Genomic DNA, 22,931 nt, shown 5'->3' with positions numbered 1-22,931 from the left:
GGGACCTCAAAATGTAGCGTCGGCCCGTCGAAGAATCCAGGAATCTCGAGGGTTCGTCCGCGTCGCCCTCGATCGCCGAGTCAGGCGTCGTCGACCTCGGGGATCGGGTCGCAGTCGTCTTCCTTGAGGATCTCCTCGGCGTAGTGGGAGCCCTCGATCATCATCTCGGCCTCGGCGTCGGCGCGTTGGCCCCGCGGGCCGGGGAAGAAGCTGTAGAGGACGGGCATGAGGTAGCGGGTCAGGAAGAGGGTGACCAGCATCCCGCCGACGACGACGATCGCCAGCGGCTTCTGCGCCTGCGAGCCGATCGAGTGGGCCATCGCCGCGGGCAGCAGGCCGAGGGCCGCCGTGAGCGACGTCATGACGACCGGCCGGACGCGCAGCTCGGCCCCGTGCATGATCGCCTCGCGCACCGGCAGGCCGGCCCCGCGCATCTGGTTGAAGTACGAGATCAGCAGCACCCCGTCCTGCACCGCCACGCCGAAGATCGAGATGAACCCGACCGCCGCCGAGATCGAGAAGGGGGTCGAGGTCAGCTTCAGCGCCCAGATGCCCCCCATGGTCGCCGCGATCACGTTGGCCATCACCAGGAGCGCGTCCTTGGTGGAGTTGAAGGCCATGTAGAGCAGGATCAGGATCAGGCCGATCGCCAGCGGCACGATCCACATCAGCCGGGCGTTGGCCTGCTGCATCTGGGCGAACTCGCCCGACCAGACGAGCGAGTAGCCGCGCGGCAGCTTGGCCCCCCCGGCGGGGTCGTCGACCTTGCGCTGGGCCTCGGCGATGGCCGAGGCCAGGTCGCGGCCCCGGACGCTGAACTTGATGGGGATGTAGCGGCGGTTGTTCTCGCGGTAGATGTACGAGGCGCCCGGCTTGTGGGCGTGGATCGCGGCGAGCTGGGCCAGCGGGACGCGGTAGCCGGCGGCGTCGCCGCGGCCGGGGACGTCGATCATGATCCGGCTGATGACCTCGGGGTCGTCGCGGAGAGCGGGGGGGAGCCGCAGGACGATGTCGTAGAGCTTCTCGCCCTCGACCATCCGCGAGAAGGAGCGGCCGCCGATGGCGACCTGCACGGCGTCCTCGACGTCCGAGATGTTGATCCCGTGGCGGGCGCAGGCGGCCCGGTCGATCTCGATCTCCAGGTTGGGCTGGCCGACGATGTGGAAGAGGCCGACGTCCTCGATCCCGGGGACGCGGTCGAGCACGTTGACGACCCGCTGCCCCGCCTCCTCGAGCGACTGGATGTCGTTGCCGAAGAGCTTGACCGAGTTCGAGCCCTTCACGCCCGAGAGCGCCTCCTCGACGTTGTCGCGGATGAGCTGCGAGAAGTTGAAGTTGACGCCCGCGAACGCCTTGAAGCGCTCGGCCATCTCGACCTGGATCTTCTCGCGGGTCATCCCCGGCCGCCACTCCTCCATCGGCCGCAGCGGCACGTTGAACTCGACGTTGAAGTACGAGGTGACGTCGGTGCCGTCGTCGGGCCGGCCGACGTGCGACATCACGCCCCGGACCTCGGGCGTCTCGGCGATCGCCGCCCGCAGCTTCGGGGCCATCTGCGCCGCCGCCTCCAGCGAGACCGTCCGCGGCAGGATGGCGCGGATCCAGAGGTTCCCCTCCTCGAGCTGGGGCATGAACTCGCCGCCCAGGGTCGGGATCATCAGGGCCGTCGCGGCCATCAGCCCGCCCATCAGCAGCATCGTCAGGAACCGGTGGTTCAGCACCCGGTCGAGGTTGTGCAGGTACCGCTTCTTCATCAGCCGGTCGACGATCGTGTCGGCCTCGTGCGTCTTGTTCTTGAAGAAGAACGAGCAGAGCACCGGGGCCAGCGTCAGGGCCAGCATCAGAGCCCCGAGGATGGCGAACGCGTACGTGTTGGCCATCGGGCCGAAGAGCGCCCCCTCGGGGCCGGACATCGAGAACAGCGGGATGAACGCGCAGACGATGATCGTCGTCGAATAGAACAGCGCGTGCTCGATCTCGTTGGACGCGTCGATGATCCGGTCGATCAAGGGCCGCGAGCGGTCGGAGCCGTGGGCGGTCAGGTGGCGGTAGATGTTCTCGACGATGATGACCGAGCTGTCGACGATGATCCCGAAGTCGACCGCCCCGATCGACAGCAGGTTGGCCGACTCGTGGCGGAAGTACAGGACCGTGATCGAGAACAGGAGGGCCAGCGGGATCATGATCGCCACGATCGCCGCGCTGGCGAAGTCGCCCAGGAAGACGAACAGGACCGCGACCACCAGCGCCATGCCGACCACGAGGTTGTGCAGCACGTTGTGGGTCGTGACGTGGACCAGGTCGGTCCGCTGGTTGAAGACCTGGATCCGCATCCCCTCGGGGAGGAGCTTCTCCTGCTCGATCTCCTCGAACTTCTTGCGGACGGCCTCGGCCGTGGGCAGGGCCTGCTCGCCCTTGCGCATCAGGACGATGCCCTCGACGACGTCGTCGCGGCCGTCGCGGCCGACCACGCCCAGGCGGGGCCGCGAGCCGACGACGGTCGTCGCCACCTGCCGCAGGTAGACGGGCTCGCCGTTGCGCGAGGTCACGACGACCTTGTTGAGGTCCTCGAGCTTGTCGATCTCGATCGCCAGCGCCCGGGGGGCGTTCTCGGGGTCGAGGGGGTCGAGCCCCTTGCCCAGCAGGCCGACGGCCCGCACGTTGTGCGCCTGGCTGCCCAGCATCAGGACGTCGCCGCCGACGATGGCGTTCGAGCCGTTGATCGCGTCCTCGACCTGCTGCATCGACACCTGGTACTGCCGCAGCAGGCGGGGGTCGACGAGGATCTGGTACTGCTTCACCGTGCCGCCGAAGCCGGTGACGTCGATCACCCCCGGCACGGTCTTCAGGGCCCGGCCCAGCACCCAGTCCTGCACGGCCTTGAGCTGGTTGAGCGTGTAGCGGTCGCCGTCCAGGACGTAGCGGATGATCTCGCCGGTGGGGCTCCAGGGCGACAGCGACGGCGTCACGCCCGCCGGCAGGCTGCCGACGAACGAGATCCGGTTGATGACCTCCTGGCGCGCGGCCCAGTAGTCGGTGCCGTACTCGAAGATGCACTTGATGTCGTTCAGGCCGGCGAGCGACGTGCTCCGCAGGTACTTCAGCCCCTTCATCCCGTTGAGAGCCGTCTCCAGCGGGATGCCCACCAGCCGCTCCATCTCCTCGGGGCTGGCGCCGGGGTTCTGGGTGATCACCTCGACGAGCGGCGGCGTCGGGTCGGGATACGCCTCGACGTCCAAATGCAGCGCCGAGTAGACGCCCGCCGCGATCAGGGCCGCGACGCCCAGCAGGACGATCAAGCGGTTGTGCAGGCTCCAGGAAATGATCGCGCGAACCATCGAATCGCCTTCCGTCCGCTTGCGCACCGCGTCGGCCCGGCGACGCCCCCGGACCGACCTCCATCGTTCCAGGCCCGCCGCCCGGCGGCGAGCCGCCGCGACCGACCTCCCCGAAATCCCCCCCGGGCCGGCGCGCGACGCCGCCCCCATCGAGGGATCTCGGCGCGGCCCGGCCCTGGCGGGATCATTCAAACATTTTAATGTTCAACCCGCGCGGCGTCGAGGGGGGACGAGGCGGGAGCCGACCGTCAGCGGTCGGGGTCGGGGGCGAAATCGACCGGAGGGAGGGCCTGGACGGCCTGCCGCAGCGCGTGCTCCCACTGGACGTGGATGGTGGCGAGGTCGGGGTCGCGGTCGGGGAACCGGCGGCGGCGGTCGAGGGTGAATTCGTCCTTGCCGTAGACCAGGAGGTCGATGGGCGGGCCGACCGTGACGTTCGAGCGCAGGGTCGAGTCGATCGAGATCAGGGCGTAGCGCGCGGCGTCCTCCAGCGAGGTCCGCTCGTAGCGGACCCCCCTGTCGAGGATCGGCCGCCCGTATTTGCACTCGCCGATCTGGAGGAAGGGCGAGTCCTCGGTGGCGCGCAGGGGGTTCCCCTGGGGATAGACCATATACAGGTCGTGGGGCCGGCCCCGGATCTGGCCGGCCAGCAAGACGTGGACGTTCACCTTGAAGCCGTCCTGCTCCAGGGCCTTGCGGTCCTGTTCGGAAACGCGGCGGACCTGCTCGCCGACGCAGCGGGCGGCGTCGTACATGGTCTCGACCGCGGCCAGCCCCTTGCCGGCCTCGAAATCCTTGCGGAGCAGGGTGACGATCGACTGGCTGCACGACAGGCTGCCGCTGGTCATGGCCACGAAGACGCGGTCGCCGACGCCCTCGAAAAGGTGCATCTTCCGGCAGACGTTCACCTGGTCGTAGCCGGCGTTGGTCCGCGAGTCCGAGGCCGCCACGAAGCCGTCCTTCGTGATGATGCCTACGCAATACGTCATCGTGCCCAGCCTCCGCGCCGCATCGCCCGATCGAGCCCCCGCGCCCGAAATCCCCCAGAGCTTGAATACCATCTGGCGGCGGGCCCTGGCAAGGCTTTCAACGCCACGCCTGCTCATGAAGACATCCGAAAATCGGTCGTCGATGGACGCGGGTTTGGGGCGTTGGTATGATTTTCGCACCTCTCGCGCGAGCCGCCGTTCACGAAACCGACTCGCCAATCCCCCTTCTCACGGGCGGGCCCATGTTCATCAGGATCGGCTACGACATCCAGTTCGACGTCCCGGCGCCCATTCCGATGATGATGCTCTTGCGCGTCCATCCGTCGGTCGAGCCGGCGCTGGTGCGTCCCGAGGCGCTGGCGGTCGAGCCGGCCGTCGCGGTGACGGACTTCACCGACGGCTTCGGCAACCGCTCGCGGCGGATCCTCGCCCCGGCCGGCGTCCTCCGGCTGACGAACGACGCGGTCGTCGAGGTCGACGGCCTGGCCGACCCCGCGGCGCCCGACGCGCAGGAGATCCCGATCCAGGAGCTGCCGACCGAGGTGATGCCGTTCCTGCTGGCGAGCCGGTACTGCGAGGTCGACCGCCTCAGCGACATCGCCTGGAACCTCTTCGGCAACACCCCGCGAGGCTGGGGCCGCGTCCAGGCGATCGTCGACTGGGTCCACAACCACATCACCTTCGGCTACCAGTACGCGCGCTGGACCAAGACGGCGTACGACGCCTACATCGAGCAGCAGGGGGTCTGCCGCGACTTCACCCACCTGGCCGTGGCCTTCTGCCGCTGCATGAACATCCCCGCGCGGTACGTCACCGGCTATCTCGGCGACATCGGCGTGCCCATCTCGCCCGACCCGATGGACTTCAGCGCCTGGTTCGAGGTCTACCTGGGCGGCCGGTGGCACACGTTCGACGCCCGCCACAACCGGCGGCGGATCGGCCGCCTGCTGATGGCCAAGGGCCGCGACGCCGTCGACGTCGCCATCACCACCAGCTTCGGGCCCTCGACCCTCAAGAAGTTCGTCGTCTGGACGGACGAGGTCACCGACGCTTCGGGCGAGACCAAGGTCCACCCCTGACGACGCCGATCGACGTTGCGGGGCTTCATCCCCCCGGTTAGGATCGACCCGTCGATTTTCCGACGTTTTCCAGGCATCCCCGTCAGCGTCCTCGATTGACGCTCTCTCGATGCGAAATAAGGGCTGGGTCCACTGCCCAGACTGTGACGCGTGGGTCGCGACCCCCGGCGAAGACCAGATCGCGACCCCTCTCTTCGTGGCGACCTGCCACCACTGCGGCTCCGAATTCGACTGGCGATCCTTCAAGTGGGACTGGAGCCGCCGATTCCTCGTCGGAGCTTGCTTCCGATGGGAGGAGTACGTCGCCCCTCGGGAAGATCCCACCTACATCTGGAGCCATGAACACTGCGCCATGTGTCGGCAGACGTTCATGGAACTGGACCACCCGAGCATCCAGCGATTCGGTTACGTCGCGAACGCGAACGGCCAGGAGTGGTGGGTCTGCCGAACCTGCTTCGACGACTTCCAGGAGGAATTCAACTGGCGGGTCGAGCCGCCGGACTGACGACGCGGGGCGTCGACCCGGCCGGCCTCACGCCACGTCGAACGAGGCGGCGAACGGCGAAGGGCTCGGCGGGGCCTTGCGGGCGCGGCGGTTGGCGGGCTTGAAGTCGGCCTTGTCGATCTGGTAGCGGCGAAGCTTCTCGCTGATGCTCCGCCGCGACAGGCCGCAGTGCGCGGCGCACTGGTCGATGCGGCCGCGGTACTTCTCCAGCACGCGGGCGAGGTAGGCCTTCTCGATCCGCTGGGTGAACTCCTCGGTCAGCTCCTGGAGCGGCCGGAAGTGGTCGAAGTCGAGGCTGAACGGCTCCTCGCGGCGGGGGACGATCTCGGGGGGGAGGTTCTCGGGCTCGATGCTCGGGCCGGGCGTGGTGAGGACCATCAGCTCGAGGACGTGCTCCAGCTCGCGGACGTTCCCCGGCCAGTCGTAGCGGAGCAGCCGCGAGAGCGTCGCCCGCGACATCGTCTTGGCGGGCAGCCCGCGCTCCTCCAGCTTGTGCAGGAAGTGGTGGACCAGCAGCGGGATGTCGTCGAGCCGCTCGCGCAAAGGCGGGGTCTCGATCGCGACGACGTTGAGGCGGTAATACAGGTCGCTGCGGAACCGGCCCTCGGCCACGGCCTCCGCGAGGTCGACGTTGGTCGCGGCGAGGACCCGGCAGTCGGCCTGGATCGGCTCGGCGCCGCCGACGCGCTCGAAGCGGCCGTCCTGGAGCACGCGGAGCAGCTTGGCCTGCATGCCGATCGGCATCTCGCCGATCTCGTCGAGGAAGAGCGTGCCGCCGGCCGCCGCCTCGAACCGGCCGACGTGCTGGCGGTCGGCCCCGGTGAAGGCCCCCCGCTCGTGGCCGAACAGCTCGCTCTCCAGCAGGTGCTCCGGCAGCGCCGCGCAGTTGACGGTGACGAGCCGGCCGCTGCGGGTGACGTCGCTCTGGTGGATCGCCTGCGCGACCAGCTCCTTGCCGGTGCCGGTCTCGCCCGTGATCAGGACGGTGCAAGGCGACGAGCCGACCCGCTCGACCCGGGCGAAGACCTCGGCCATCCGCCGGCTCCGCCCCAGGATGTTGTGGTAGGCGAAGCGGCGGCGGAGCTTGGTGTTGAGCTGGGCGATCTCGTCGGTCAGGGTCCGATCCTTGAGCGCCTTCTCGACCTGGTGCTGGAACAGCTCGGGGTCGATCGGCTTGACGACGAAGTCGTAAGCGCCCAGGCGGATGGCCTCGACGGCCGACTCGACGCTGGGCTGGCCGCTGATGACGATGATCGTCACCGGCATGTCTCGCGAGCGGATCTCGCGGATCAGGTCGATCCCGTTGACGTCGGGAAGGTTCAGGTCGGTGATGACCAGCGAGAACGACTTCTCGACGAGCAGCTCCAGGGCCGCGGTGCCGTCGTGGACGATCGTCACCTCGCGACCGGGGCCGGAGAGGATCTGATCGAGCTGCTGGCAGTAGAGCTCGCTGTCTTCCACAACGAGGATGCGTCGATCCATGGCGCCCTCATCCAGTTGAGGCGATGTCCAATCCTGTTGTTGCCGGGCCGAGGCCCGAGCCGCCATGATGCGAAAGAGCGCGACGCGCATTTATCCGGCTCTATCGTCTCATCCGTGACTATACCAGGTCACTCCCCGCGTTCAAGCCGAAAATCCCGGCGACCCCCAGATTCTCAGGCCCTCCGCCGCCTGCGATCCCTCCGCGCCTGCCCCGTCGCGTCGCGGGCGGCGACGGACGTACAATCGACCGACCCGAACCCGACGAGGACCCGCCCCATGGATCCCAGGACCGGCCCCCTGCCCCCTCCCGCCGACGTCGCCCTCGACCCCCGGGCGGTGGAGATCGCGCGCGTCTGGATCACCTCGGAGGGCCAACGGGCCAGCCTCGCGGCGACGCTCTGGGACGACCCGGCGGCCTGGGGGCTGATGCTCGTCGACCTGGCGCGGCAGGTGGCGAAGGCTTTCGCCGCAGAGCAAGGCGGCGAGGCGGCCGAGGTCCTGGCGCGGATCCGCGAGGGCTTCGACGCCGAGTGGGACCACCCGACCCACGCGACGGACGGCTGACGGTCCGTCACTTCGAGGCTCGCCGGAGCCGGTCGAGCAGCTCCCCTCGCTTCAGGCTCCGGGCCTCGTCCGGGCTCACGCCCGCGGCCCCGGACTTCTCGATCCAGCGGCGGGCCTCCGCCTCGGTGACCGGATCGTCGGGGCGGGCGAGCCAGGCGTCGGGCTCCAGGCAGCCGCGCAGGGCCATGAGCTGGACGGCCTCGAAGTGGGCGTCGCCGGGCTTCATGTCGCGGAAGTACATCAAGACGGCGCCATGCTTCACGAGGCGTTCCTGGAGGGCGGCGACGGCGACCCGGCGGGGCGCGAGGTCGGCCTCGATCGCGAGCGCCGCGGCCTCGCCGGCGGCCTCGCCGAGGGCCATCCAGCAGGGCTCCATCCGCAGGGTGCTGAAGCCGACGTGCGTGCCCGAGACCGGCACGGGCGTCAGCAGGCCGTCGACCTTCTTCGGGACGATCACCCCGTACGGGACGGTGTAGGGCCGGCTCGGCGAGCTGAAGAAGCCGTCGAGGTGCGCCCGTCCCGGCTCGCGCTTGCGGACGGCGTGCGAGTCGAGCGCGTAGTGGCTGGCGGTGACGCTGTCGGCATGGATCGGCGGGCGGCCGTCGGGCCTGGTCGGGACGGCGTCCTTCGCCGCGAAGGAATACTCGCCGACGACGCGACGACCCTCGCGGACGTAGACCTGGCGCGGGAAGTGGCCGTCGTCGGCGAACTCGGACCTCGCCAGGCCCCATTCGCGGCACCGGGCGCGGAAGTCCTCAGGCAGCGCGGGGTCGTTCTGGGCGAAATACAGGAGGCCCAGCGTGTAGTCGCGGAGGCGCCCGGCGAAGTGGTCTCGCCAGTCCCATCCCGAGGTCGGCCAGGGCCAGTTCTCCTCCGGGAGGTCGGACGAGAGGAAGTTCCAGTGCTGGTTGTTGGCGTCGACCTTGCCGTTGGGGATCGCCACGGGGTTCACGATCCGGCCGATGGAATCCCACGCCAGGGCCATGGACTTGCCGGCCTTGCCGCCGGGCGCCGTCGTGCGACCCTCCCGGACGTCGTCGGCCAGCGAAAGGTACTCGTCGCGGTCGTATCGAGCGGGCCTGGCGACCTCGACGCGGTCCTCGGGATTCCTCGTCAGGCAGAGGCGGTAGTTGAACGCCTGGATGGCGTTGTCGGCCTGGCCCGTCGAGCCGGGGCCCGGGACGCCGCCCCAGGCCTTGTAGAGTCGGCCGGCCATCGGCTCGTCGTTCTCGTCGCGGCCCTCGCGGCCGACGCGGTACGCGCAGCCGGCGGCCGCGGCGAGGTCCCCCTCGTAGGTCGCGTCGATGAACACCTTCGCCCGGTAGGTCTCGACCGCGCCGGAATCGCGATCGCGGACCCGGATCGCGACGAGCCGGCCGGCCTCCCGGTCGACGTTCGCCGGCTCGGCGTCGAACTGGCGGCGACGGAAGACGGCCAGCCGGCCCTTGTGCTCGGCGATCAGGCCCTCGAAGACCTGCTCGGCGACGCGGGGCTCGAAGTGATAGCCGTCGGAGCAGTCGCGGGCCTGCGGCGAGTCGGCCCCGTAGGTCGCGACGTAATGCCGCTTGACGCGGCCGACGAACTCCAGGAAGAGCCCGCCCGTCGCCCCCCGGGTGCCGATGTCGGTCGCCCCCAGGCCGTTCGCCGGCAGCCCGCCGACGTGCGTCCCGCGCTCCAAAATCGCCGCCGTCCGCCCGGCCCTCGCCGCCGCGACCCCCGCCATGATCCCGCCGGGCGTCGACCCGACGACGACCACGTCGAAGGTCGCGTCGGCCGCACGCGCCCGCCCCGGCGAGAAGGCCAGGATCCCGACGAGAGCCCAGATGCGAAGTCCGAAGTGGTCATTCATCGTTCGGGCCGTCGTGAGGGGTGATCGAAAGGGTTGGCGTGCTCACTTCGGGGCCTCGCCGGCGAACTTCCAGGACGGCGTGAAGTCGCGCGTGAGCTTCGCGTCGGTGAGGCGGGCCCGCACCAGCTCGACGGGCATCGGCCCGCCGGTCAGGATGCGGTCGTGGAACGCCTTGTGGGTCATCTTGCCGGAATCGACGAGTTCCTTGCTGAGCGCCCGGAACTGGAGCCCGCCCAGCATGTACGACGCCTGGTACAGGGGGCCGTAGCCGCCGGCCAGCGACCGACGCACCTCGCCCTCGGCGCTCGAGCGTTCGTGGCCGACCTGGTCGACGAGGTAGTCGATCGCCTCCTGCGAGGTCATCTTGCCCAGGTGGTACTTCAGGGAGAAGACGATCCGGGCGCAGCGGTGGGTGCGCCAGAAGAGCAGGCCCAAACGGTCTTCCGGGGTCTTCGGGAAGCCCAGGTCCCAGAGCAGGATCTCCCAGTACAGGGCCCAGCCTTCGGTCCAGAACGGGGTGCCGAACGACCTTCGGTGCGGCTGGTGCCGTGCGTTCATGAACATCTGGAGGTGATGGCCCGGGATCAGCTCGTGCATCGCCAGGTTCTTGGTGAAGTGCACGTTGTTGGACCGCATGGCCATGAGCTTGCCCTCGTGGTCCATGCGGTCGGCGGGGTAGGCCATGCTGATGGCGCCCCCGGAGTAGAAGTAGTAGGGCTGATGCTTCTGGTCGTCGGCCGGCGTGGTGTGCACGGTCCAGCTCTCGCGGGCGAGGGGCGGGATGGTGACCAGGTCGCGGGCGTCGACGAACGCCAGGGTCTCCTCGACGAGCCCGCGGATCATCCGATACTGGCCGCCGGGCTCGACGTGATCCTTCTTGACCTTGTCGGCCGCGGCCTTCCAGTCGTCGCCGAAGCCCAGCTCGGCGGCGGCCTTCCTGCGCTCGGCGTCGCACCAGGCGAACTCCCGCTCGCCGACGGCCAGCAGCTCTTCGGGTGAGTAGGCGATCATCTCGGCCCGGAGCGCGGCCTCGATCTCCTCGCGGCCGATCGGCGGCGCGACCAGTGCGGAGCGGTCGCCGTCCTTGACGCCCGCCACGGTCTCGCGGAGGTACTTGACCAGCTCGCGCAGGCCCTCGTCGGCCTTGCGATGGGGGTCGCGGGTCCACCAAGAGAAGAGCGGATCGAATCCGTCATAGCCCTCGAACCACCCCGCCAGCGCCCGCCGGTTGGCCTCGATCACGCCCGCCGCGCGGTCCGCCAGGTGGGCCGGGATCTTGTCGTCGGGCTTGCGGGCCTCGGCCTGCTTGCGCACCTCGTCGACCTGCTTGCGGATCGCCACGAGCGTGCCCGCGGCCTTCTCCGGATCGACGGGAACGAGCCGATATCGGGCCGCGACGAGCGCCTCGACGGCCGCCGCGAACGGGACGAACGGCGCGACCTCGGCGTCGCGCCCGGCGACGAACTTCGCCGATTCGGCCGTCGCCCTCAGCTCGTTGGCCAGCAGCAGGTAGTCGATCTTGCCTTCGAGGCCCAGGGCGTCGAAGTCCATCTCCCGCAGCCGCGCCGCCCAGGCCGCGGCGAACTCCCGGCTGCGCCGGCGCGAGCCCTCCCACGAGTCGACCTCGCGCGGGCCCTTCGCGTCGGAGCCGTCGACCGCCCAGCGGACGACCGCGGGGGCCATCTCGCTCGTCGACTCGGCCACCAATGAGCCGATCGGGCCCACCTCCACGTCGCCCGCCCGAGAGATCCCGTCGGCCGACGCCGCGAGCAAGCAGAAGGCCGCGACGAATCCACGCATCCGCATCGTTCCACGATCTCCCGGGGTGTGGGCGGGCCTCCGGCTGAAGGGCCGCGCGGGCTCGCCGAGTATGCGCCCGATCCGGGCCCGTCGCAACTGCCGCGCTACTTCCGGCACTCGATGAAGATGACCGGAGGATGGGACAGGAAGGGTTCCCAGTAGGCCCGCCCTTTCGCCGCCTCGCCCAGCGGAGAGAGCCGGGGGAGACGCCACCGCACGTCCCGGAACCCGGCGTCGTGGAGCGCCTCTTCGTGGGCCGATGCGTCGAGGTGATAATTCTCGACCCGCAGAGTACCGTCCTCCAGGTCGAACGTCCAGGTGATCGGCGTCCCCTCCCGCAGCGCTCCGGCCGCCTCCACGTCGAACCCATAGGCGGCGAACGACGGCAGGCGGTCGAAATCGAGCCCGGGGTTCGTGTTGGCCGTGACGAACCGGCCGCCCGGCTTCAGGCAGTGGGCGACGCCCCGGCACATCGCAGCCAGCTCGCAGCGGTCCCGGGCGTAGTTGAGCAGGTAGGCGGCGACGGCCAGGTCGAACTCGCCGGGCAGGCCCAGCTCTCGACAATCCCCCACGAGGTAGTCGACCCCGACGGGCCGCGCCGCCTCCTCGGCGCGGGCCAGGGCGATCATCCCCTCGGAGAGGTCGACGCCCAGGACCTTCGACGCCCCGAGCAGCCGCAGCCGGCGGGTGTAATGGCCCTCCCCGCAGGCCAGGTCCACCACGGCGGCCCCGGTCGGGTCGCCGACCAGCTCCATCAGCGTGAACGCCTCGATGAACGACCGCCAGGGCTGCTGCTTGGCCCGCTTGTAATCCCCGGCGATCGCGTCGTAGTCGGTCGACAAGGCCTGCCCCCTCTCTCTTGCGACGAGATGCTGCGGCGCGCCGGGCGCGAACCCCGCGATCCACCATAGGATCCGAGGATGACTCGCCATAGGATCCGGAGGCGAAATCCGCCGGCGCAGGCCGGAAGCCCCGACGAAGAGGAACCCTCATGCTCCGCCGCGAACTGCTTCGCTCCCTCTCGCTGACGACCTGGCTCGGCCGGCTTCGGGGGATAGACGCGTGGGCCGGGGCAGGCGACGAAGCGCCGAATGCGGCGGACGCCTACCGACGGGCGTTTGCCTGGGTCAGGAAGGTCCCTTCGGAGCGGTGGGGGGAGGCCCGCGAGGCCCTGGAGACGGCGAGGCTCGGGCCGGAGGTCGACCGCTGGATCGAGGAGTCTCGCCCCGCGCTGGAGGCGATCCGCGAGGCGGCGAAGATCGACGCCTGCCGGTGGGGTGACGACGAGATGACCGCCGCGGACATCGATCGCGACCGCCTCGGCATCGCCAACCGGCACATCGTCCGCATGACCTGCCTGTCGGTCCGGCGGCTCGTCGAGGCGAGGCGGTTCGACGAGGCGCTGGACGACGCCTTCTCCGCGCTGGCCTACGCGCGGCGGGTCGGGGCGGACGGGCCGTTCATCGCCCGCCTCTTCGAATGCGCCGACGAGGCCGTCACGCTCCAGACGTTGGGACGGGTCCTCACGCGCCTGGACCGGCCCGCGCTCGACCGGCTCGCCCATCGCCTGGACGGCCTACCGCCGGTCGCTCCTCCCTCGGGAACGATCGGTCCCGAGTCGCGGTTCATCCTCGGGACGCTTCGGGGCCGCCTCGCGGCGATGGGGGCCGTGGTGGACGACGAGGGCTGGAAGCGGCTCGATTGCGACGACGCCGAGATCGCCGCGCTGAGGCGCCTGACCGGCGGGGATCGCGCGAAGCTGCTCGCCCACCTGGACGCGACGGTCCCGGACTTCGCCGAGCTGGGCCGGCGGCTCGACCTGCCCCGCGGCGGGCGGGACGAGGCCCTCGACGCCTTCGCGCGAGCCCGCCGGGACGACGCCCCGCTCGCCGCGGGGCTCGTCGAGGCCGCCCGAGGGATCGCCGCGGCCGTCGAGCGGCAGGCCCTCCTGCGCGTGATGCTCCGGGCCGGCTTCGCCCTCGTCCGCGACGGCGAGGACGCATTCCGGGCCCTCCGCGACCCCTTCGGCGACGGGCCGTTCGGCCTCGAACGCCGCGAAGGGGGCCGGGTCTTGCGGTCGGCCTTCCCCGGCCTGAAGTCGCCCGCGACCGAGTTCCGCGTCGGCGAGCCGGGCTGAGCCGTCGGGCCTCAGTGCGCGGGCTTCAGGTGCCGGTCGAGGAACTCGTAGGCCTTCATGCGGGTCTCGGGCTCGAAGGAGTGCTCGGCGTCGGGGTATTCGGCGACGAGGTCGTCCTCGGCGTGGTAGAGGCCGTAGATGGGCCGGGCGGCGCGGATGCAGACGCGGACGCCTTCGGAGTCGAAATTGGCGTCGCGCAGGGGCGAGCAGGTGAAGAACGGGCGGGGGGCGAGCGCCCCGATCAGCTCGGGGAAGTCGAACGGGATCTTGTTCAGGTCCAGGCCGTACTTCTCGCGGAGACGGGGCATGTAGCCCTTGTGCGACCAGCCGGCGACGTCTCCCTTGTAGTAATAGGGGAAGGCGGTGAAGCCGCAGGAGGTGACCACGACCTTGAGCCGGGGCTCGAAGAGCGCCGTGAAGATGGCGTTGTGGCCGCCCAACGAATGGCCGATCACGCCGATGCGTTCGGGGTCGACCTGGGGGAGCGAACTGAGCAGGTCGACCGCCCGCTTGCCGTTCCAGACCGCCTTCATCGAGGCGCTGGCATAGCCCATCTTGTAGACGTCGCGCGGGTACTCGCCGAAGTTGGGGTAGTCGGGGGCGAGCGTCACGTAGCCGCGGCGGGCCAGCTCGCGGGCGTAGGCGAGGTCGGGCTTCCCGCCCAGGCCGGCGGGCTCGTCCTTGCCGATGGCGATGGTCTGGTGCAGGCAGAGCATCGCCGGCCGCTTCGTCGCCGGGCCCTCCTTGGGGGCGTCGGGGATCAGGAGCCAGGCCGGCACGCGGTCGCCGGGCTCGGCCTGGTACTCGATCCTCTTGCGGACGTAGCCGTCCTCGGGGAACTCGGCCGTGACCTTCCAGTCCAGGGGCGCGAGCCGCTCCGGGCCGGGGAGCGGCCCCATGACCTCCTGGAGGTGGGCGAGGACGTGGCCCCGGCGGGCCTCCCAGTCGGCGACGCTCTCCACGGGCCGCTCGGCCCCCCTGGCGTCGCGGACGACGAGCAGGTCGGCGTGGTCCGTGTAGGCCGGGGCCTCGGTCGGCGGCGGCGGGGCCTGCGCGGCCGCCGGGGGGGCGAGCGCGAAGGCGGCCGCCAGGAGGAGGAAGGGTCGCGGGGATCGTCGCATCATGCCCATCGGCGGCCTCGGGTCGCGTCGTGCCGGGAGGGCCGCCGCAAGGTCGACGGCCGAGGCCCATTATACGACGAGACCGTTCCCCGAGGAGGCCGGCCCCCCCTCCTGCGTGCTGAGGGCCTGCTGCCGGAGCGCCGCCGCGCCCATCAGGCCGCCCAGGCCCATCGACTCGACGGCCGTGCTGGGGACGAGCATGAGCGCGCCCTTCTCCTTCAGGCCCTCGTAGAGGATGTTCATGGCCCGCAGGTGCAGCGCCGTGGGGTTGCCCTCGTAGTGCCGGGCGGCCTCGTGGAAGAGGTGGGCGATCTCGACCTCGGCCTGGCCGAGGATGATTCGGGCCTCCTTCTCGCGGGCGGCCTGGGCCTCGCGCGACATGGCGTCCTGGAGCGACTCGGGGATGATCACGTCGCGCATCTCGACCGAGTGGACGGTGACGCCCCAGGGGTTCGAGCGCTCGTCGATCAGCTTCTGGAGGTCGGCCTCGATCTGCTCGCGGCCCTTCAGCAGGACGGTCAGGGGCGTGCGGCCGATGATGTCGCGGAGGGCCGTCTGCGCCGCCCACGAGACGGCCTCCTTGTAGTCTTGGACCTCGAGCGCCGCCTTTTCGGGGTCGTAGACCATCCAGAAGAGGACGGCGTCGACGTTGACGGGGACGGTGTCGGAGGTCAGGGTCTCCTCGGCGGCGAAGCTGGTGGTGATGGTCCGCTGGTCGACCCAGGCCGAGATCCGCTCGACGAACGGGACGATCCAGAACAGGCCCGGGCCTTGCAGCCCCGCGTATCGCCCCAGCCGGAGCACCACGGCGCGCTCCCACTGCTTGGCGATCCGCGGCGAGCCGGCGAGGATCAGGCCCAGGACGATCCCCGGGAAGACGATCCAGAACCGGCCCGACAGGACGGCGGCGACGATGCTGCCGGCGACGCTCGCCGCGAACAGCAGGAACCCGATGAAGTTCAGACCGTTCATGCTGGGGGCCTCCATTCGGACCTGCCTGGAACGACTATCCACGCGTGTGATCGCCATGACGACCTCTCTCGGTTGAAAGCCTCGCCTCGAGCGCCGCGATCGCCTCGCGGGCCGAGAACCCCAGGGCCTGCGCCTCGGACAGGTACCGATCGCCCAGGGCGTCGAGCCGCTTCTTCAGCTCGGGACGGCCCGCCGCGCCGACGCCGGGGGACGCGACGAACGTCCCCACCCCGCGCCGGGTCTCCAGCAGGCCCGCCCGCTCCAGCTCGCCGTAGACCCGGGCCACCGTGTTGGCGTTGACGCGCAGGTCCACCGCGAGCTGGCGGACCGTCGGCAGCCGGTCGCCGGCCGCCAGCGCCCCGGTCGCGACGGCCGTCCGGATCGCCCGTTCGAGCTGGGCGTAGAGCGGCGTCGGGTCGTGGGAGTCGAGTTGAAACACGGTCGCTTGCCCCATTGTTCTAGTTCAATGGTACAAGTCGAATCGGCATTGTCAACCGAGTCGTGGCGCGGGCGGGATTTCGGCCAAGTCGCTCTGGACGAAAGGGGCGACCTGGGGTCAACTCTCGGGATCGCGCCCATGGGACCGGCGCGCCCCGGGCGAGCCGCGGTCGCGGCGTGGGGCGCGAGCGCACGGAGGCGTCGCCGGGGCGGTCCTCGACGGCCGGGTTTAAGGAGAAGCTCATGCGGAGACTCGGATTCGCGGCGGCCCTGGCGGTCGGGTTGGGTGTGGGGGCGTCCGCGGCCCGCGCGGCCGAAACGTCGCCGCAGAAGATGCTCGACATCAAGCCGACGCAGCAGAGCGGCGTCGATTACGAGACCCCGGCGGACCAGGCCGCGATCGACGCCTGCAAGGTCGAGACGGTGACCGACGCCCAGAACCGGCCGATCGGCTACGCCCTGCGCGACGGCCAGGGCAAGCTGCTGCGGCGGTTCGTGATCACCAACGGCGGCAAGTTCCTGACCCAGTGGAGCTACTACCAGGACGGCTTCGAGGTCTACCGCGAGAGCGACCTGGACGGCGACCGCCGGCTCGACGAGTGCCGCTGGATGAACTCGGGCGGGACCCGGATCGCGACCGTCCAGGACAACAAGATCGTCGGCTGGAAGCGGCTCTCGGCCGAGGAGGCCTCGAAGGTCGCGGTGCAGGCCATCGCGGCCGGCGACGCGGTTTTGGTCGAGTCGCTCGTGGCCACGCCCAAGGAGCTGACGGCCGCCGGCCTGCCCGCCGCGGTCGTCGCCAAGGTCGCCGCCACCCCCGAGCAGCGGGCCGAGCAGGTCGCGGCGCTGGCCAAGGCGCTGGGCAAGCTCGCCTGGAACCGGTTCGACGGTGCGATGCCGCACGCCATCCCCGCGGATCCCGCGGCGGGCGTCGCCAAGGACCTCGTCCTCTACGAGAACGCCATGATCTTCACGAGCGCCCCGGCCGCCGCCGGCGCGCCCGCGGCGAAGCTCTCGATGCTGCAGGTCGCCGAGATGATCCAGCTCGGCGACGTCTGGAAGTTCGTCGAGCTGCCCCGCGCCGTCGACCCCGAGAAGCCGGTCGTCGCCGCCGCCACGGGCATCCGCTCGTCGCTCTACGAGACGGCCGCCGGCTCCGGCGGCGGCGCCCGCGACGAGGGGATGGAGAAGGCCCTGCGGGCCCTGGCCGAGTTCGACAAGGCCAACGTCGCCGTCCTCACCAGCGGCGAGAAGCGGTCGATCGCCCAGTATCACCTCAAGCGGGTCGCGCTCCTGAAGGCCGTCGCCGACGCCGCCCGAGACCCCGAGGAGAAGCTCGGCTACGAGAAGCAGGCCGTCGACAGCATGGTCCTGGCGTATCAGACCGGCGAATGGTCCAAGGGCCGAGAGGCGATCGAGGCGATCGTCAAGGTCCCCGGCAAGCTCGCCTCTTACGCCGCGTACCGCCTGATCGGCGGCGAGTTCGTCATGCGGAACGAGGAGCCCACGGGCAACTTCGTGGCCAACCAGAAGAAGTGGATGACCGACCTGGAGGGTTTCCTCAAGCAGTTCCCCAAGTCCGACGAGGCGTCCGAAGTCTGGCTGCAGCTGGCCAGCTCCAACGAGTTCAACGCCGAGGAGGACAAGGCCCGCGAGGACTACGCCAAACTCGTCGCCGACTTCCCGGAGACCCCGGCCGGCAAGAAGGCCGCCGGCGCGCTGCGGCGGCTGGACCTGGAGGGCAAGCCGCTGGCCGTCAAGGGCGCCGGCGTCGACGGCGCGACCATCGACACTTCCGCCTTGCAGGGCAAGACGCTGCTGGTCGTCTTCTGGGCCTCGTGGGGCGGCCAGTCGGTCCGCCGCGAGCTGCCCGACCTGATCAAGATCGCCGAGAAGAACCGCGACAAGGGGTTCCAGGTCGTGGGCGTCTGCCTCGACAACGAAAAGGCCGACTTCGAGAAGTTCCAGAAGGAGCACAACCTCCCCTGGCCCCAGATCTTCGAGCCCAACGGCATCGACGGCCGGCTCGCGGTCGACTACGGGATCATCTCGCTGCCGACGATGTTCCTCGTCGACGCCCAGGGCAAGGTCGTCAACCGCAACCTCCGCTCGGCCTCCGAGGTCGAACGCCAGCTCGAGAAGACCCTGGCCGCCAAGCCGGCCGCCGTGGCGGTGGGCGTCAAGTAAGGCCCGGCGAGCCCCTCGCCCCATCGAATCCAAAGGCCGGAGCCTCCCGACGCGTTCGGGGGGCTCCGGCCTTTCGCATTGGTGGACGACGCCCGGAACGCCGAGCATCCAAACCCTTCTCCCGCCGGGAGTAGGTGGCCGGGACGGCCGGATGAGGGTCGCCGCACTTCGAGGCGGACGACGAACTCCGAGCCCGCCGCTCCCTCCGCGCCCCGACGACCCTCATCCGCCCCTGCGGGGCACCTTCTCCCGGCGGGAGAAGGGATAATCCATCGGAATCCGCCTGATGGGTGTCACGCGGGCGGACGGCCCGGCCATGATGCCTTCAGAGGCCCCGCCCCGCCCGGGGCCGGCGACGCGATGCGCAACGAGGGCGACCGCCATGATCTTCGACGTCATCCCCTTCCTCGGGCTGCTCGGCCTGATCGCCTGGCTGATCGCGCAGACGCGGAGCCAGACGGCCGAGATCGCGTCCCTGGGGCGACGGATCGACGAACTCCGGCGACTCGTCGTCCAGCGCCGGCCGATCGCCGAGACGCCGGCCCCGATCGCGGAGCCCGTCCCCCTGGATCCCGCGTTGATGCCGACGCTCGTCGGAGCCCCCGCGGCGGCGCCGACGCCGGAGCCGGGCCATGCGCCGGCACCCGCGCCGACAGCGGGCTATTCCCTGTCGGAAGAGCCCGTGCTGGCGACCGAAGCCCTCTGGAAGCCCCCTCGCCCGGCCCCCGCGCGGGCGGCTCCGGTCCCGCCTCCGCCGCCTCGCCCACGCGAGCCCGGCCGGTTCGAGACGGCGGCGTGGGAGGCGCTCGCCAAGATCGGCAACTGGATCGTGGTAGGCGAGGAGCACCGCCGGCCGGGGGTGTCGGTGGAGTTCGCGGTCGCCAGCACCTGGCTGCTGCGGCTGGGGGTCGTGATCCTGGTGACGGGCCTGGGCTTCTTTCTGAAGTACTCGATCGACCGCGGCTGGGTCGCCCCCGCCTTCCGGGTCGCGATGACGATCGTCGCCGGCGCCGGCCTGCTGACGGCCGGGATCCGCCTGCTCGGGGGCCGCTACCGGCCGCTCGGGCACGCCTTCCTGGGGGCGGGCATCGCGGCCTTCTACTTCAGCGTGTATGCGGCCTCGGGGTTCCACCACCTGATCGGTTCGACGCCCGCCTTCGCCCTGATGGCGCTTATCACCGCGGCGGCCTGCGTGCTCGCGGTGCGGTTCGACTCGCTGCTCGTCGCGGTGCTGGGAATCTGCGGCGGCTATGCGACCCCGCTGATCCTCTCCAGCGGCAGCCGGAACTACCAGGGGCTCTACGTCTACCTGCTGCTCCTCGGCTGCGGCGTGCTGGCCGTGAGCGCGCGGAGGAGCTGGCGGCTGCTGAACTACCTGGGGTTCGTCGCGACGTACGGGCTGTTCCTGGCGACCTTGATGAATTACGAGCCGTCCCGGTTCTGGGAGACGATGCCGTACCTGGTCGCCGTCTTCGTGCTGTACTCCACCTCGATGATCGTCTTCAGCGTGGCCCGTCGCGAGCCGTCGACGCTGCTGGAATGGATCGGCCTGACGACCAACGCGGCCGTCTTCTTCGGGATGAGCTACTACCTCGTCGAGTGGTCGTACGGAATCCGGGGGACCGCGGTCGTCGCGCTGGGGCTGGCGCTCTTCCACCTGGCGCACGTGGGCTACTTGTTGGTCCGGGACGTCCGCGACCGGGGGCTGCTGTACGGGTTCCTCGGCCTGGCCAGCTTCTTCCTGGCGGTGACGATCCCCCTGGCCTTCTCGCGCGACTGGATCACCGTCTGCTGGGCCGTCCAGGCGCTGACGACGCTCTGGCTCGCCGGCAAGATGCGGAGCGGCTTCCTCCGGGGGGCGGCGTTCGCCCTCTACGCCCTGGTCCTCTTCCGGTTCGGCCTGATCGACCTGCCGCGATCCTACGGCTGGTCGGACCCGGCGACGACGGGCGCGGCCGCGTACTTCGGCCTGGTGCTCCAGCGGGTGATCGCATTCGGGGTGCCGATCGCCTCGATCGCCGGCGCGGCGTACCTGCTGCGACGGCCGGGCGGGGCCTGGGAGACTTCCCTGGACGACGGCGAGGCCGAGGCTCCGCGCGTGACAGGCCTCGCCAAGGGCCTGGTGATCGTCGCGGCGGCGATGGCCTTCCTGTTCCTGCACCTGGAGATCGCCCGGACCGTGGGCGACCTCTTCCCGGCCGCGACGGCGACGGCCCTGACCTTCCTGTGGCTGGCGGCCTGCCTGGCGCTGATCGTGCAGGCCCGGCCCGGCGCCGCCCCGGCGGCCTGGATCGCCCTGGCGTTCGCGATTGCGGGGGTGCTCATCAAGGTTGCGGTCTACGACCTCTCCGGGTGGGGGCTCGACCCGACGTTCACCTACGGCGGCGACTACTCCCCGCTCGACGCCCTGATGCGGACGCTCGAATTCGGCGCGGTCACGGGGTTCCTCGCGTTCGCGGCGACGCGGCTGCGGGGGGCCGAGGGCCGGGGCGACGTCCCCGTCGCGTCGGCCGCGACGGCGGCCGGGCTGGCGACCGCGATGGCCTTCGTCTTCCTGACGCTGGAGACCCACACCATCCTCGCCCGGTTCGTGCCCACGCTCCGGGCCGGCGGCGTCTCGATCCTCTGGACGGTCTTCGCGCTCGGCCTGATCGGGGCGGGGATCCGGCACCGGATCGGACTGATCCGCAAGGTCGGCCTGGGGCTGTTCACGATCGTGGGCTTCAAGGTCTTCCTGGTCGACCTGGCGACCCTCGACCCGTTCTACCGGATCGTGGCGTTCCTGCTGCTCGGCGTCCTGATCCTCTTCGGGGCGTTCGTCTACCTCCGGTCCGAGGCGGTCTTCGCCCGGACCCTCGAACCCCGCGACGAGGGAGCCCGACCATGACCGCGTCCGCCCGCCTCCCCCTGCTCCTCGCCGGCCTGGCCCTCGCCGGCTCCGCGGCCTCGGCCGGGCCCCCCTTGCAGTTCCACCGGGAGATCGTCCGGCGCGATCGCGGCGACGCCATCCTGGTCGTGCCGATCGACGCCCCGATCTACGCCGAGACCCGCGACGGCTTCCCCGACGTCCGCATCCTCGACGACCGCGACGCCGAGGTCCCCTACGCCGTCGAGCGGGGCGTTCGCCGCCGGGCCGTCGCCGATCGCGAGGAGGTCCGGTCCCGCGTCGTCTCGCTGAACGTCGTCGAGGGCGAGGCCCTGGAGGTCGTGGCCCGCCTCGAAGACGACGCCCCCGAGCCCGCCGGCGCGACCGTCCGCACGCCCCTGGCCGACTTCGAGCGCCGGGTCCGCGTCTTCGGCTCCCGCGACGGCCAGGCCTGGACGCCCCTGATCGACGACGCCCGGATCTTCGACTACTCCCGGTTCATGGACGTCCGCGACGTCGACGTCCCCTTCGCGGCCCGGGGCTTCCGCTGGTTCAAGCTGGTCTTCGAGCGCGAGGCCGACGAGCTGCGGTCCCCCTTCCACCAGTTGAGCCGCAGCCGAACCGAGGGCGAGCGCGATCGCCGGACCGAAGTCGAGACGATCCTCCGCCGCCCCTTCCGCATCGACCGCATCGCCTTCTGGCGGACCGTCGAACGCACCACGGGGGAGGAGCCGGCGACGTCGACCGTCACGCTCGGCGTCCTGAAGGTGGAGGCCGACCGCCGCGAGCGCGAGACCCGGATCGACGTCGACGCCGGCCGGCTGCCGCTGACCCGCCTGACCCTGCGGACGTCGAGCCGGAACTTCCACCGCCCCGCGCGGGTGCTTGCGGAGGTCGAGGAGGGACCGCCCGGCCGCTGGGTCGACATCGGTCGCGGGACGCTCTTCCTCTACCAGCTCGACGCCTTCCGGCGCGAGGGGCTGGGCCTGGACGTCCCCGAGCGCCGGGCCGGCCGCCTGCGGATCGTGGTCGAGGACGGCGACAACCCGCCCCTGGACGTCACCGGGGTCGACGGCGAGGTCGCCGACCACCGCCTCGCCTTCCTCGCCTCGCCGGGCCGGACCTACCGCCTGGCCTACGGCTCCGACGCCCTCGCCCCTCCCCAGTACGACGCCGAGTCCGTCCTGGCCGCCCTCGGCCCGGCCCGCCCCCGGGAGGTCGTCGCCCTGGGCGCCCCGATCCCCGACGCCGGCCGCCGCCCCTCCGCGACCCAGCCGGTCCGGGCCGACGCCACCCTCTGGCTGACCCTCGCCCTGGTCCTCATGACGGCCGTCCTCGCCTGGGTCATCCTCCAGGCCGTCCGGCGAGTCGACAAGACGCCGCTCGACGAGTTCGACGCCTGAGAGCCGTCTCCCAGGCCCGCCGCCGCGACTGGCTTCGAATCGGCTTCGTCCGTCACCACGACCAACGAACCCATCGGCCATAAATCGCTATAAACATTGATTTTAAGATCGATTTTCCGGGTTTCGTCCCTCGAAACACGTCTTCATTTTCCGCCCTCCCCGACTGCCTTCATCTGCCGGCACGACGCGCCCGCGCAAATC

16 protein-coding genes are annotated in these 22,931 nt (G+C 70.7%); 7 read left to right on the top strand and 9 right to left on the bottom strand.

Annotation, left to right across the window (positions count from 1 at the left end):
* Positions 1–80: 80 nt before the first annotated feature.
* Complete coding sequence (locus PZE19_RS00925) at positions 81–3,338, bottom strand: efflux RND transporter permease subunit (RefSeq protein WP_277858702.1); 3,258 nt, start codon at positions 3,336–3,338, stop codon at positions 81–83.
* Between the two features lie 248 nt (positions 3,339–3,586).
* Positions 3,587–4,327 carry a proteasome-type protease gene (locus tag PZE19_RS00920; RefSeq protein WP_277858701.1) on the bottom strand — a complete coding sequence of 247 codons (741 nt, stop codon included), beginning with the start codon at positions 4,325–4,327 and terminating at the stop codon, positions 3,587–3,589.
* Between the two features lie 242 nt (positions 4,328–4,569).
* On the opposite strand from PZE19_RS00920, the gene PZE19_RS00915 reads away from it, so the two are divergent.
* Together PZE19_RS00915 and PZE19_RS00910 are read left to right on the top strand one after the other, a co-directional pair.
* Positions 4,570–5,406 carry a transglutaminase-like domain-containing protein gene (locus PZE19_RS00915; RefSeq protein ID WP_277858700.1) on the top strand — a complete coding sequence of 279 codons (837 nt, stop codon included), beginning with the start codon at positions 4,570–4,572 and terminating at the stop codon, positions 5,404–5,406.
* Positions 5,407–5,515: 109 nt separating this feature from the next.
* A complete protein-coding gene (locus PZE19_RS00910) occupies positions 5,516–5,911 on the top strand; it encodes a hypothetical protein (protein ID WP_277858699.1) in 396 nt (131 codons plus the stop codon).
* A 27-nt stretch (positions 5,912–5,938) separates the two neighbouring features.
* On the opposite strand, the gene PZE19_RS00905 is transcribed toward PZE19_RS00910, so the two are convergent.
* Positions 5,939–7,393: a sigma-54-dependent transcriptional regulator gene (locus PZE19_RS00905; protein ID WP_277858698.1), complete on the bottom strand. Its 1,455-nt coding sequence runs from the start codon at positions 7,391–7,393 to the stop codon at positions 5,939–5,941.
* A 276-nt stretch (positions 7,394–7,669) separates the two neighbouring features.
* On the opposite strand from PZE19_RS00905, the gene PZE19_RS00900 reads away from it, so the two are divergent.
* Positions 7,670–7,957, top strand: coding sequence for a DUF5076 domain-containing protein (locus tag PZE19_RS00900; RefSeq protein ID WP_277858697.1), 288 nt, complete (start codon positions 7,670–7,672; stop codon positions 7,955–7,957).
* A gap of 7 nt (positions 7,958–7,964) precedes the next feature.
* On the opposite strand, the gene PZE19_RS00895 is transcribed toward PZE19_RS00900, so the two are convergent.
* From PZE19_RS00895 to PZE19_RS00885, 3 genes are all read right to left on the bottom strand, one after another.
* Positions 7,965–9,806: an FAD-dependent oxidoreductase gene (locus PZE19_RS00895; protein ID WP_277858696.1), complete on the bottom strand. Its 1,842-nt coding sequence runs from the start codon at positions 9,804–9,806 to the stop codon at positions 7,965–7,967.
* Positions 9,807–9,848: 42 nt separating this feature from the next.
* Positions 9,849–11,606, bottom strand: a complete 1,758-nt coding sequence (locus PZE19_RS00890; protein WP_277858695.1) for a DUF885 family protein — start codon at positions 11,604–11,606, stop codon at positions 9,849–9,851.
* 104 nt (positions 11,607–11,710) lie between these two features.
* Positions 11,711–12,448 (bottom strand): class I SAM-dependent methyltransferase, encoded by a 738-nt coding sequence (locus PZE19_RS00885; protein WP_277858694.1) that lies wholly within the window; start codon positions 12,446–12,448, stop codon positions 11,711–11,713.
* A gap of 149 nt (positions 12,449–12,597) precedes the next feature.
* Between PZE19_RS00885 and PZE19_RS00880 the strand changes: the two genes are divergently transcribed.
* On the top strand, positions 12,598–13,743 hold the full coding sequence (locus tag PZE19_RS00880) for a hypothetical protein (protein WP_277858693.1): 1,146 nt from the start codon (positions 12,598–12,600) through the stop codon (positions 13,741–13,743).
* Between the two features lie 11 nt (positions 13,744–13,754).
* Here PZE19_RS00880 and PZE19_RS00875 read toward each other — a convergent pair whose 3' ends face one another.
* The 3 genes from PZE19_RS00875 to PZE19_RS00865 form a co-directional block, all read right to left on the bottom strand.
* On the bottom strand, positions 13,755–14,867 hold the full coding sequence (locus PZE19_RS00875) for an alpha/beta hydrolase (protein WP_277858692.1): 1,113 nt from the start codon (positions 14,865–14,867) through the stop codon (positions 13,755–13,757).
* Positions 14,868–14,933: 66 nt separating this feature from the next.
* On the bottom strand, positions 14,934–15,836 hold the full coding sequence (locus tag PZE19_RS00870; RefSeq protein ID WP_277858691.1) for a slipin family protein: 903 nt from the start codon (positions 15,834–15,836) through the stop codon (positions 14,934–14,936).
* A gap of 34 nt (positions 15,837–15,870) precedes the next feature.
* Positions 15,871–16,275, bottom strand: a complete 405-nt coding sequence (locus PZE19_RS00865) for a GntR family transcriptional regulator (RefSeq protein WP_277858690.1) — start codon at positions 16,273–16,275, stop codon at positions 15,871–15,873.
* A gap of 242 nt (positions 16,276–16,517) precedes the next feature.
* Here PZE19_RS00865 and PZE19_RS00860 point away from each other — a divergent pair, with 242 nt between their 5' ends.
* From PZE19_RS00860 to PZE19_RS00850, 3 genes are all read left to right on the top strand, one after another.
* Positions 16,518–18,461, top strand: coding sequence for a redoxin family protein (locus PZE19_RS00860; protein ID WP_277858689.1), 1,944 nt, complete (start codon positions 16,518–16,520; stop codon positions 18,459–18,461).
* 382 nt (positions 18,462–18,843) lie between these two features.
* A complete protein-coding gene (locus PZE19_RS00855; RefSeq protein ID WP_277858688.1) occupies positions 18,844–21,348 on the top strand; it encodes a DUF2339 domain-containing protein in 2,505 nt (834 codons plus the stop codon).
* Positions 21,345–22,730: a DUF3999 family protein gene (locus PZE19_RS00850; RefSeq protein ID WP_277858687.1), complete on the top strand. Its 1,386-nt coding sequence runs from the start codon at positions 21,345–21,347 to the stop codon at positions 22,728–22,730. Before PZE19_RS00855 ends, PZE19_RS00850 begins: the two co-directional genes overlap by 4 nt.
* Positions 22,731–22,931: the final 201 nt, after the last annotated feature.

It is taken from the genome of Paludisphaera mucosa, from assembly GCF_029589435.1.
GTDB lineage: Bacteria > Planctomycetota > Planctomycetia > Isosphaerales > Isosphaeraceae > Paludisphaera > Paludisphaera mucosa.
The sequence above is the reverse complement of the archived record's forward strand: the minus strand, read 5'-3'. Positions and strand labels throughout refer to the sequence as shown.